The 11,155-nt window shown below is 49.9% G+C and carries 11 protein-coding genes and 2 tRNA genes; 6 read left to right on the top strand and 7 right to left on the bottom strand.

What is annotated here, in order from left to right; translation table 11 throughout:
* Positions 1-20 precede the first annotated feature (20 nt).
* Positions 21-464 carry an Lrp/AsnC family transcriptional regulator gene (locus M8370_RS10315; protein WP_029740417.1) on the top strand — a complete coding sequence of 148 codons (444 nt, stop codon included), beginning with the start codon at positions 21-23 and terminating at the stop codon, positions 462-464.
* A gap of 84 nt (positions 465-548) precedes the next feature.
* On the opposite strand, the gene M8370_RS10310 is transcribed toward M8370_RS10315, so the two are convergent.
* The 4 genes from M8370_RS10310 to M8370_RS10295 form a co-directional block, all read right to left on the bottom strand.
* Positions 549-633: transfer RNA gene (locus M8370_RS10310), tRNA-Tyr, on the bottom strand.
* A 35-nt stretch (positions 634-668) separates the two neighbouring features.
* Positions 669-753 (bottom strand) — tRNA-Tyr (locus M8370_RS10305).
* A 156-nt stretch (positions 754-909) separates the two neighbouring features.
* Entirely contained in the window at positions 910-1,752 is an 843-nt protein-coding gene (purU, locus tag M8370_RS10300; protein ID WP_013096262.1) for a formyltetrahydrofolate deformylase, read from the bottom strand.
* A gap of 48 nt (positions 1,753-1,800) precedes the next feature.
* Complete coding sequence (locus M8370_RS10295) at positions 1,801-2,259, bottom strand: YchJ family protein (protein WP_029883447.1); 459 nt, start codon at positions 2,257-2,259, stop codon at positions 1,801-1,803.
* A 115-nt stretch (positions 2,260-2,374) separates the two neighbouring features.
* Here M8370_RS10295 and rssA point away from each other — a divergent pair, with 115 nt between their 5' ends.
* The 3 genes from rssA (at position 2,375) to galU (ending at position 5,491) form a co-directional block, all read left to right on the top strand.
* Positions 2,375-3,277, top strand: a complete 903-nt coding sequence (gene rssA, locus M8370_RS10290; protein WP_250020912.1) for a patatin-like phospholipase RssA — start codon at positions 2,375-2,377, stop codon at positions 3,275-3,277.
* 91 nt (positions 3,278-3,368) lie between these two features.
* Positions 3,369-4,382: a two-component system response regulator RssB gene (gene rssB, locus M8370_RS10285; RefSeq protein ID WP_013096265.1), complete on the top strand. Its 1,014-nt coding sequence runs from the start codon at positions 3,369-3,371 to the stop codon at positions 4,380-4,382.
* A gap of 200 nt (positions 4,383-4,582) precedes the next feature.
* Complete coding sequence (galU, locus tag M8370_RS10280) at positions 4,583-5,491, top strand: UTP--glucose-1-phosphate uridylyltransferase GalU (protein WP_029883446.1); 909 nt, start codon at positions 4,583-4,585, stop codon at positions 5,489-5,491.
* A 200-nt stretch (positions 5,492-5,691) separates the two neighbouring features.
* On the opposite strand, the gene hns is transcribed toward galU, so the two are convergent.
* Positions 5,692-6,105, bottom strand: a complete 414-nt coding sequence (gene hns, locus M8370_RS10275; RefSeq protein ID WP_008502781.1) for a histone-like nucleoid-structuring protein H-NS — start codon at positions 6,103-6,105, stop codon at positions 5,692-5,694.
* 549 nt (positions 6,106-6,654) lie between these two features.
* Here hns and tdk point away from each other — a divergent pair.
* Positions 6,655-7,269 (top strand): thymidine kinase, encoded by a 615-nt coding sequence (tdk, locus tag M8370_RS10270; RefSeq protein ID WP_013096267.1) that lies wholly within the window; start codon positions 6,655-6,657, stop codon positions 7,267-7,269.
* A 74-nt stretch (positions 7,270-7,343) separates the two neighbouring features.
* On the opposite strand, the gene adhE is transcribed toward tdk, so the two are convergent.
* A complete protein-coding gene (gene adhE, locus M8370_RS10265) occupies positions 7,344-10,022 on the bottom strand; it encodes a bifunctional acetaldehyde-CoA/alcohol dehydrogenase (RefSeq protein WP_013096268.1) in 2,679 nt (892 codons plus the stop codon).
* 297 nt (positions 10,023-10,319) lie between these two features.
* Entirely contained in the window at positions 10,320-10,595 is a 276-nt protein-coding gene (locus M8370_RS10260; RefSeq protein WP_162185062.1) for a hypothetical protein, read from the bottom strand.
* Here M8370_RS10260 and M8370_RS10255 point away from each other — a divergent pair.
* Positions 10,501-11,148: a YchE family NAAT transporter gene (locus tag M8370_RS10255; RefSeq protein WP_020690921.1), complete on the top strand. Its 648-nt coding sequence runs from the start codon at positions 10,501-10,503 to the stop codon at positions 11,146-11,148. The genes M8370_RS10260 and M8370_RS10255 overlap by 95 nt on opposite strands.
* Positions 11,149-11,155 lie beyond the last annotated feature (7 nt).

Below are 11,155 nucleotides of genomic sequence, written 5' to 3'. Positions count from 1 at the left end.
TTTAAAATTAGGTGAAAACGATGGAATACCTTCTCGATGATATCGATCGGCAAATTTTGGCTTGTCTGGTCGAGGATGCGCGTATGTCGCTGAAGGTGCTCAGCGGCCGTATCGGTCTGACTTCGCCCAGCACGGCAGAACGCCTGAAAAGGCTGGAAGAGCGTGGAGTGATTCAGGGTTACGGTGCCCGGGTCAATCTGGCGGCGTTAGGTTATACGCTGCAGGCGCTGGTGCGGGTTCGCCCGTTGCCTGGACTGTTACATAAAGTGGATAAATACATCCAGGCGATGCCGGAGTGCATTGAAAGCGACAAAGTGACCGGTGAAGACTGTTTTGTCATCCGGCTGGTGGTGCGGTCGATTGAACAACTGGATGTGTTGCTGGACGGGCTGGCGGAGCATGCCCAGTGTAATACGTCGATTGTGAAGAGCTCACCGGTGAAGCGACGCTTGCCGCCGATGTAGCCGTCTGTCGCCGGGTGGCGGCTACGCCTTACCCGGCCTACGAAAGTTTGCTCGGTTAGGTTTTATTATGATTTTTGGAATTAATGGTGGTGGGGGAAGGATTCGAACCTTCGAAGTCGATGACGGCAGATTTACAGTCTGCTCCCTTTGGCCGCTCGGGAACCCCACCAGGGGTAATTCTAATTTTGAGGTCGTGCTGAGAGATGGTGGTGGGGGAAGGATTCGAACCTTCGAAGTCGATGACGGCAGATTTACAGTCTGCTCCCTTTGGCCGCTCGGGAACCCCACCACGGGGTAATGCTTGTACTGGCCTGCTTCCTGCTGGAAGCGGGGCGCATCATATCAAATGACACGCCCCTGTAAAGCGTTACCACAAGAAAAATAAACTGGTTGCCTGATTTTTACCCGCAAAGCTGTAAAGCTAACCAATTCATTTCACTGTCGATTAAAGAATGATCGTTCTGTTACCGTAAACGAATACGCGCTGCGCCAGCACCTGATAGAGTGCGCGGCTCAGAACGTTCTTCTCAACATCGCGTCCGGCACGCATCATGTCTTCCGCCGTGTAGGTGTGATCCACATGAATCACGTCCTGCATGATGATTGGGCCTTCATCCAGATTGTCATTCACGTAATGCGCCGTTGCGCCGATGATCTTCACGCCGCGTTCATAGGCCTGGTGGTAGGGGCGTGCGCCAATAAAGGCGGGCAGGAAGGAGTGGTGAATGTTAATAATTTTGTTCGGGAAACGCGCCACGAAGGAGGGCGTCAGCACGCGCATGTATTTCGCCAGGACAACGTAGTCCGGGTTGTGCGCTTCAATAGCCTCTGCCATCAGGTTGTCGTGCTCTTCACGCGTATGGCCTTCATGGCTCACCAGCTCGAACGGAATATCAAAACGTTCTACCAGCGTACGCAGCGTCTCGTGGTTACCGATAACGGCGGCGATTTCGACATCCAGACCGCCGTAGTTAGCTTTCATCAGCAGATCGCCCAGGCAGTGGGCTTCTTTGGTCACCAGAATTACGATGCGACGACGGCCTGCTGGTGTCAACTCGCGTACGGAACCTTCCGGCAGCGCGCTGTCCAGATCGGCAAGCAGAGTGGTGTCGTTGAAAATACCTTCCAGTTCGGTACGCATGAAGAAACGACCGGTACGGTGGTCAACGAATTCGTTGTTCTGCACGATATTCAATTCATGTTTGTAACAGATGTTGGTAATTCGTGCGATCAGCCCTTTTTGATCGGGACAGATGGTGCGCAGAACTTTACGTTGTAGTGATTGCATCGCCGGGAAATCCTGTTTGAGTATTTGCGAAGTCTCGGTTGTCGGGCGTTACTGCCCGCAACACTTTTTAAATTTTTTACCAGAACCACAAGGGCAGGGATCGTTACGACCAAACTGCGGGCGCGTTCCGTCAATATAATACCATTGCCCGCTTTCCTTTAAGAACCGGGAACGCTCGATAATGGCACCCGGTTTATTGTGTTCAGTAAACCGGGCAACAAAGCTGACGTAACCTTCATTTTCGTGACTACCGGGTGCGGATTCATAAACGGTAAGACCGAGCCACTGGGTATTGGCGAACCCAGCTTCGATCTCCTGTTTGAAACTGGCGGCCTGGCATGAGGGGTGCCAGGTTTTAATCAGGTAGTCTGCGTCCTTGATCACAAAAGCGGTATACCGTGAACGCATAAGGTGTGATGGGTCTGGTGCAACCTGATCGCCAGAAAGATATCGCTGGCAACATAGGCTATACTCCAGAGCGCTACCACAGGGGCAGAGTTGAGACACGATTCTCTTCCTGGAACAAAAAATTAAGGGCGTAAAACGCTTCGGGTAGCACCATGTTAACTGAGCTGTTGCGTTGACGCTATGTCGGGAATCCAGGGGAAGTAAAACAGGGCGAATGAGAAAGGTTAAAATTGGACTGGCGCTGGGCTCAGGTGCAGCCCGCGGATGGTCACACATCGGCGTGATAAATGCCTTAAACCAGATGGGCGTCGATGTCGATATTGTTGCAGGATGTTCGATTGGATCGCTGGTAGGTTCCGCCTATGCGTGCGGCAAATTGCCCGAACTTGAAGCGTGGGTGCGATCCTTCAGTTACTGGGACGTGCTGCGTCTGATGGACCTTTCCTGGCAGCGCGGTGGGTTGCTTCGCGGTGAACGCGTCTTTAACCAGTTCCGTCAGATTATGCCTCTTCAGGACTTCAGCGATTGTCAGATGCCATTTGGTGCCGTGGCGACGAATCTCAGTACGGGACGTGAGCTGTGGCTGACCGAAGGGGATATCCACCTTGCCGTTCGCGCCTCCTGCAGTATGCCGGGCCTTATGGCTCCTGTCCCGCATAATGGGTACTGGCTTGTTGATGGCGGAGTCGTTAACCCCGTGCCAATCTCTTTGACGCGCGCAATGGGGGCTGACATCGTGATCGCGGTCGATTTACAACACGACGCTCATCTGATGCAGCAAGACCTCATGCCGGTCAATTTGCAAAGCGAAGATGCCGAGGCGGAAAAACTGGCCTGGCATGAGCGCTTACGCGGGCGAATTGGTCGGATAGCCGCGCGCCGCTCGGTCGCTGCACCCACGGCAATGGTGATTATGACCACCTCAATCCAGGTGCTGGAAAACCGCCTGAAACGTAACCGTATGGCGGGCGACCCACCGGATATTCTGATTCAACCCTATTGTCCACAAATCTCTACCCTTGATTTCCATCGGGCTGAGGCCGCCATCGCAGCGGGCTCTTTAGCCGTCGAAAAGAAAATGGACGAATTATTGCCATTTGTGCGAACCGCACGTTGAGCACCTTTTTTTGACTACTTCAGCAAAATCTGACAGGCGATAGTGCCGATAGCATGCCACTATTTAGTAACTGTCAGCCAGGGGAGGAACCATGACGCAGCCATTGGCCGGAAAACACATTTTGATTGTTGAAGACGAGCCCGTTTTCCGATCGCTACTGGATTCGTGGTTATCCTCGCTGGGGGCAACCACTGCCCTGGCTGAAGATGGTGTTGATGCCCTGGAAAAAATGGTCAGTATCACGCCCGATCTGATGATCTGTGATATCGCAATGCCGCGGATGAATGGCCTGAAATTGGTTGAACATCTGCGTAATGAGGGCAACCAGACGCCCATTCTGGTGATCTCCGCGACGGAAAATATGGCGGATATTGCCAAAGCATTACGTCTGGGGGTGCAGGATATTCTGCTGAAACCAGTAAAAGATCTGAACCGTTTGCGTGAAACGGTATTGGCCTGCCTTTATCCGAATATGTTTAATTCCCGCGTCGAGGAAGAAGAGCGCCTTTTCCAGGACTGGGATGCTTTAGTCAGTAATCCGCCTGCCGCGGCCAAGCTATTGCAGGAACTTCAGCCGCCGGTACAACAGACCTTTTCACACTGTCGAATAAATTATCGCCAGCTTGTGGCCGCGGATCAGCCCGGTCTGGTGCTGGATATTGCGCCATTATCGGATTCCGATCTTGCGTTTTATTCCCTGGATGTTACCCGTGCCGGGGATAATGGTGTATTAGCAGCGTTATTACTTCGTGCGCTATTTAACGGGCTGTTGCAGGAACAGTTATCGCATCAGGGGCAACGGCTTCCGGAGTTAGGCAGTTTACTTAAACAGGTTAACCAGCTTTTTCGCCAGGCCAATTTACCAGGACAATTTCCATTGCTGGTTGGCTATTACCATAGTGGATTGAAAAATCTTATCCTCGTTTCAGCGGGTCTGAACGCCTCTCTGAATACCGGGGAACATCATATTCAGGTTAGCAACGGTGTGCCGCTGGGGACATTGGGTACGGCTTATCTTAATCAAATTAGCCATCGCTGTTCTTCCTGGCAGTGCCAAATTTGGGGTGCCGGCGGACGGTTGCGGTTAATGTTGTCCACGGAATAAGCAGTTGGATCTTAATTTTAAGATTGCCTTACCTGTGTTTTGTGGGGAGTGCTACTATCGCTGCCCAGATTCATGCGTATTTATCCTAATTGATCGGCAACGCGTTCTTTTCAGACCCGGACTGTGTGATGAGGCTGATATACTCAACGCGTTATTTAATGCATAAAAGTTCAAAACTTGAACAGCTCAGGAGAATTTGAATGGCTGCCCTAAATTCGAAAGTCAGAAAGGCCGTCATCCCGGTAGCGGGATTGGGGACCAGGATGTTACCAGCAACTAAGGCAATTCCTAAAGAGATGTTGCCACTGGTTGATAAGCCATTAATTCAGTATGTCGTAAACGAATGTATCGCGGCCGGCATCACTGAAATTGTGCTGGTTACACATTCATCTAAAAACTCTATCGAAAACCATTTCGATACCAGTTTCGAACTCGAAGCCATGCTGGAAAAACGCGTTAAGCGTCAGCTGTTAGAAGAAGTTCAGTCTATTTGCCCTCCGCACGTTACCATTATGCAGGTGCGTCAGGGGCTGGCGAAAGGTCTGGGCCACGCGGTACTTTGTGCATATCCTGTTGTGGGTAATGAACCTGTTGCGGTCATTCTGCCAGACGTCATTCTGGACGAATATGAATCCGATCTCTCTCAGGATAACCTTGCTGAGATGATCAAGCGCTTTGACGAAACGGGTAGCAGCCAGATTATGGTTGAACCTGTTGAAGACGTGACGGCTTACGGTGTTGTTGACTGTAAAGGCGTTAATCTTGAACCCGGTGAAAGCGTGCCAATGGTAGGCGTCGTAGAGAAGCCTAAAGCCGACGTAGCGCCGTCTAATCTGGCGGTAGTAGGTCGCTATGTCCTGAGTGCTGAAATCTGGCCACTGCTGGCGAAAACGCCTCCAGGAGCAGGAGATGAGATCCAGCTGACCGATGCCATCGATATGCTGATCGAGAAAGAGACCGTTGAAGCCTACCATATGAAAGGTAAGAGCCATGACTGCGGTAATAAACTCGGTTATATGCAGGCATTCGTGGAATATGGCATCCGCCACAATTCACTGGGTGAAGAATTTAAAGCCTGGCTGAAAGAGAGCGTGGGTATTAAAAAATAACCCCGTCTGCAAATGATCAAGACCGGTGAGGCGATGCCCACCGGTTTTTTTTATGCCCACAACTCAGGGTAACCACGCCGGTCTGTAAGGAACGTTAAATAGTACGATGTCCCAATATGACGGCATGTAAGGGGATGTTTGCAGGAATTGAGGATAAAAAAAATCCCGCATTAAGCGGGATTTTTCTGAATACGTTAGGATTAATCCTTGATCAGGAAGTCGTCCAGCTGTTTACCTTGCTCATCCATGGCTTTTTTGATAACAGCAGGTGTACGACCCTGGCCAGTCCAGGTTTTAGTTTCGCCGTTCTCGTCGACATAGCTATATTTAGCAGGACGAGCAGCGCGTTTTGCTTTAGTACCGGTCTTCGCTGCAGCCATGCTGTTCAGCAATTCATTTGGATCGATACCATCAGCAATCAGCATTTCACGATATTGCTGCAGTTTACGCGTACGCTCTTCGATTTCAGCAGCAGCAGCGCTTTCTTCTTCGCGACGTTCATTAACTACAACTTCTAATTTTTCCAGCATTTCTTCAAGCGTTTCCAGGGTGCATTCTCTTGCCTGCGCACGAAGAGTACGGATGTTGTTCAGAATTTTAAGTGCTTCGCTCATTGTAGTAATCTCAAACTTATAATGGGGGGTGGTTTGTTGTCCTAATAATAGAGCGATAAATTCAGTTGTGCAATAGGTGGGAATGTAAGGAATTCAAAAAATACGGAATAATGGGCGCTATTATTAATTACGCTAACTTAAATTTCATACCCACACAGGCTCGCTTGTTATCACGCTTACCTGCTTAACCCGTTCGGTTGCATCTTTTTTTTGTGACATTTACCGCAGGAATTATAGTTGCGGCGGATAAATATCAGCCTTTTGTATTAGTTTCTGCCAGCGTTGCCAGGGCAAAAATAGTTAATAAATAGTGAATTTTAATGAACGTGGATTCCAGTATAAAAAGAAGTGTTATGTTTAGTGGGTTCGCGACATATAGAGCATGCTGAATCCGTTTACCTCCTGTTTTATCGCATTATTTTCCTGTACATCTCGTGGTTAACTACGGCTTGAACCCCATACTCTGTGTGGTGTATCGCTGATGACCAGACAAAATATGGTACAATGAATCATTGGGAATATTACACATTGATTAGGGTTTGACGGCCAATGGCACAACTTTATTTCTACTATTCGGCAATGAATGCCGGAAAATCCACGGCGTTACTGCAATCCTCCTACAATTATCAGGAACGAGGGATGCGCACCGTTGTTTACACCGCTGAAATCGACGATCGCTTCGGTGCAGGTAAGGTGAGTTCAAGAATTGGTCTCTCGTCTCCGGCCAGACTGTTTAACCCACAAACGGACCTGTTGCAGGATATCCGTGCCGAGCATACTTCCCAGCCCATTCATTGCGTTTTGGTCGATGAAAGCCAGTTCCTGACGCGTGAACAGGTGCATGCGCTTTCAGAGGTCGTAGATGAACTTGATATTCCCGTTCTCTGCTATGGTTTGCGCACGGACTTTCGCGGGGAGCTATTTGCCGGTAGCCAGTATTTGCTTGCCTGGTCTGATAAACTGGTCGAACTGAAAACCATCTGTTTTTGCGGCCGTAAAGCCAGTATGGTGCTTCGTCTTGATCAGTCTGGTAAACCCTATGCAGACGGTGAGCAGGTCGTGATAGGGGGCAATGAACGCTATGTGTCGGTCTGTCGTAAGCATTATAAAGAGGCGTTGTCTGTGGGCTCCCTGACGGCGATTCAGCACGATAACCGGAAGTAGTTTCAAAGAACTCAAAGCCTGCTCTTCAGACATAAAAAAAACCCGCCAGAGGCGGGTTTTTTAACAGCGGTCAATTAAGCGCTTTTCTTCGCTTTTTTGTCAGCTTTAATGACGGGTGCTTCTGTTTTCACAGCAGCAACGTCACCTTCTTTGAACTCACGTCCGTAGAATGTATCCAGCAGGATCTGTTTCAGCTCGGAGATCAGTGGGTAACGCGGGTTCGCACCTGTACACTGGTCATCGAATGCATCTTCAGACAGCTTATCCACGTGTGCCAGGAAGTCAGCTTCCTGAACACCCGCTTCGCGGATAGATTTAGGAATGCCCAGTTCAGCCTTCAGGCTTTCCAGCCATGCCAGCAGTTTCTCGATCTTCGCAGCAGTACGGTCGCCCGGTGCGCTCAGACCCAGGTGGTCTGCGATTTCAGCGTAACGACGACGTGCTTGCGGACGGTCGTACTGGCTGAAAGCAGTCTGCTTGGTTGGGTTGTCATTCGCGTTATAACGGATAACGTTGCTGATCAACAGGGCGTTCGCCAGACCGTGAGGGATGTGGAACTGAGAACCCAGTTTGTGAGCCATGGAGTGGCAAACCCCGAGGAAGGCGTTAGCAAACGCGATACCGGCGATGGTTGCTGCACTGTGGACACGCTCACGGGCAACCGGGTTTTTAGACCCTTCGTTGTAAGACGCTGGCAGGTTTTCTTTCAGTAGTTTCAGCGCCTGCAGAGCCTGACCATCAGAGAACTCAGAAGCCAGTACGGAAACATAGGCTTCCAGGGCGTGAGTCACAGCGTCCAGACCACCGAATGCACACAGTGATTTCGGCATATCCATCACCAGGTTGGCATCAACGATGGCCATATCTGGGGTCAGCGCGTAGTCAGCCAGTGGGTATTTCTGACCCGTTGCGTCATCAGTGACCACCGCGAACGGCGTAACTTCAGAACCTGTACCGGAAGTGGTGGTAACGGCGATCATCTTCGCTTTTACGCCCATTTTCGGGAACTTGTAGATACGTTTACGGATGTCCATAAAGCGCAGCGCCAGTTCTTCGAAATGGGTTTCTGGATGTTCGTACATTACCCACATGATTTTCGCGGCGTCCATTGGGGAACCACCACCCAGTGCGATAATCACATCTGGTTTGAAGGAGTTCGCCAGCTCCGCACCTTTACGCACAACGCTCAGGGTTGGGTCAGCTTCAACTTCAAAGAACACTTCAGTTTCTACGCCAGCGGCTTTCAGAACAGAGGTGATCTGGTCAGCGTAACCGTTGTTGAACAGGAAACGGTCAGTCACGATGAGCGCACGTTTGTGGCCATCAGTAATCACTTCATCCAGCGCGATTGGCAGAGAACCACGGCGGAAGTAGATAGATTTCGGAAGTTTGTGCCACAACATGTTTTCAGCTCGCTTAGCAACGGTTTTCTTGTTGATCAGGTGTTTTGGACCAACGTTTTCAGAGATGGAGTTACCACCCCAGGAACCACAACCCAGAGTCAGGGAAGGTGCGAGTTTGAAGTTGTACAGGTCGCCGATACCACCCTGAGAAGCCGGGGTGTTGATCAGGATACGTGCAGTTTTCATCATCTGACCAAAGTGAGCAACACGTTCTGGCTGGTTATCCTGGTCAGTGTACAGGCAAGAGGTGTGGCCGATACCACCCATCGCAACCAGTTTCTCTGCTTTCTCAACTGCGTCTTCGAAATCTTTGGCGCGGTACATCGCCAGAGTAGGGGACAGTTTTTCGTGAGCGAATGGTTCGCTTTCGTCGACAACTTTAACTTCACCAATCAGAATTTTTGTGGTTGCCGGAACAGTGAAGCCTGCCAGTTCAGCGATTTTATACGCTGGCTGACCCACGATAGCCGCGTTCAGCGCGCCATTTTTCAGAATGATATCCTGAACCGCTTTCAGCTCTTTGCCCTGCAGCAGGTAGCCGCCGTGGCTGGCGAAACGTTCGCGAACAGCATCATAAACGGAATCAACAACAACAACAGACTGCTCAGAAGCACAGATAACACCGTTGTCGAAGGTTTTGGACATCAACACGGACGCAACAGCACGTTTGATATCGGCCGTTTCATCAATAACTACAGGGGTATTACCCGCGCCTACGCCGATAGCAGGTTTACCGGAACTGTATGCCGCTTTAACCATGCCAGGACCACCGGTCGCCAGGATCAGGTTAATGTCCGGGTGGTGCATCAGCGCGTTAGAAAGCTCAACGGACGGTTGGTCAATCCAGCCGATCAGATCTTTAGGTGCACCGGCAGCAATCGCAGCCTGCAGAACGATGTCAGCGGCTTTGTTGGTCGCATCTTTTGCACGTGGGTGCGGGGAGAAGATGATTGCGTTACGGGTCTTCAGGCTGATCAGAGATTTGAAGATAGCGGTAGACGTTGGGTTGGTGGTTGGAACGATACCGCAAATAATGCCGATAGGTTCTGCAATGGTGATAGTACCGAAAGTGTCGTCTTCAGACAGCACGCCACAGGTTTTCTCATCTTTATAGGCGTTGTAGATATACTCTGAAGCGAAGTGGTTTTTGATCACTTTATCTTCAACGATACCCATGCCGGATTCGGCAACGGCCATTTTAGCGAGAGGGATTCGAGCATCTGCAGCAGCCAGAGCGGCCGCGCGGAAGATTTTATCAACCTGTTCTTGGGTGAAATTGGCATATTCACGCTGGGCTTTTTTAACGCGCTCGACGAGGGCGTTCAGTTCAGCGATATTAGTAACAGCCATAATGCTCTCCTGATAATGTTTAAACTCTTTTAGTAAACCAGCGCTCGATACGTCAGACAGTATAGACAGAGCCAATACGACTTGCGTAACACACAGTAAAACAATGGGTTACTTCCTGCACCAGCACACTAATTTACTAAAAGAGCCTTACCTTAGCATCATCCTTTTTTGGCAGGTCATCTCCCTGGGGGCGTAATCAAGATTACTCACTTCTGAGTACGAAAATCATGATCTGCGTCAATTTTCCCCCAAGCTGATACCTTTCAGCAGGGTTATTTCTTTGAGATTATTCCAGTGTTAAATAATTAAGTAACTATTGGAAGTGGCGCTATCATTGCTTATACAAATATTTAACATCATGAATTGATAACGTTTTGGCACAGATTTCTGGTGAAGTATGCTGATAAAAAGCGTATCTTCAGCGCGATTTTCACTGACAGTTGTCAGCCCCGGGGCATACGCATAAGCGGAGCAAAATGTGATCTTATCGCTCTTTGATTTTCCTACATATTTTAAGTTTTTTATTGGTTTGTTTGCATTGGTCAACCCGGTGGGGATCATTCCTGTCTTCATTAGTATGACCAGTTACCAGACGGCGGCGGCCAGAAACAAAACCAATCTTACCGCTAACCTGTCAGTGGCGATTATTCTCCTGACCTCCCTTTACCTTGGGGATGCCATTCTTCAGGTGTTCGGTATCTCGATTGATTCTTTCCGTATTGCGGGTGGGATCCTGGTGGTCACCATCGCTATGTCGATGATCAGCGGTAAGCTGGGGGAAGACAAACAGAACAAGCAGGAAAAATCAGAAACCGCCATTCGCGAGAGCATTGGCGTAGTGCCGCTGGCGTTACCGCTGATGGCCGGTCCCGGCGCTATCAGCTCGACGATTGTCTGGGGTACGCGCTACCACAACTGGATGCATCTGATTGGCTTTTCTGTCGCCATTGCCATTTTTGCGCTTTGTTGTTGGGGCGTTTTCCGCATGGCACCTTGGCTGGTGCGTCTGCTTGGGCAGACAGGCATCAACGTCATTACCCGTATTATGGGGTTGCTATTGATGGCCCTGGGCATCGAATTCATTGTGACCGGCATCAAAAGCATTTTCCCTGGCTTATTGCACTGACATTTCA

Source organism: Enterobacter cloacae complex sp. OE43NF (genome assembly GCF_023544405.1).
Classification (GTDB): Bacteria; Pseudomonadota; Gammaproteobacteria; order Enterobacterales; family Enterobacteriaceae; genus Enterobacter; species Enterobacter cloacae.
This window is presented reverse-complemented; position numbering and strand designations above follow the sequence as displayed.

What these genes read in the sequence shown, in the direction of transcription:
- rssA (WP_250020912.1), top strand. Translation starts at nt 2,375, where the DNA reads ATGAGAAAGGTTAAAATTGGACTGGCGCTGGGCTCAGGTGCAGCCCGC.
- adhE (WP_013096268.1), bottom strand. Translation starts at nt 10,022, where the DNA reads ATGGCTGTTACTAATATCGCTGAACTGAACGCCCTCGTCGAGCGCGTT.
- M8370_RS10315 (WP_029740417.1), top strand. Translation starts at nt 21, where the DNA reads ATGGAATACCTTCTCGATGATATCGATCGGCAAATTTTGGCTTGTCTG.
- M8370_RS10260 (WP_162185062.1), bottom strand. Translation starts at nt 10,595, where the DNA reads ATGAAGACAGGAATGATCCCCACCGGGTTGACCAATGCAAACAAACCA.
- galU (WP_029883446.1), top strand. Translation starts at nt 4,583, where the DNA reads ATGGCTGCCCTAAATTCGAAAGTCAGAAAGGCCGTCATCCCGGTAGCG.
- hns (WP_008502781.1), bottom strand. Translation starts at nt 6,105, where the DNA reads ATGAGCGAAGCACTTAAAATTCTGAACAACATCCGTACTCTTCGTGCG.
- rssB (WP_013096265.1), top strand. Translation starts at nt 3,369, where the DNA reads ATGACGCAGCCATTGGCCGGAAAACACATTTTGATTGTTGAAGACGAG.
- purU (WP_013096262.1), bottom strand. Translation starts at nt 1,752, where the DNA reads ATGCAATCACTACAACGTAAAGTTCTGCGCACCATCTGTCCCGATCAA.
- tdk (WP_013096267.1), top strand. Translation starts at nt 6,655, where the DNA reads ATGGCACAACTTTATTTCTACTATTCGGCAATGAATGCCGGAAAATCC.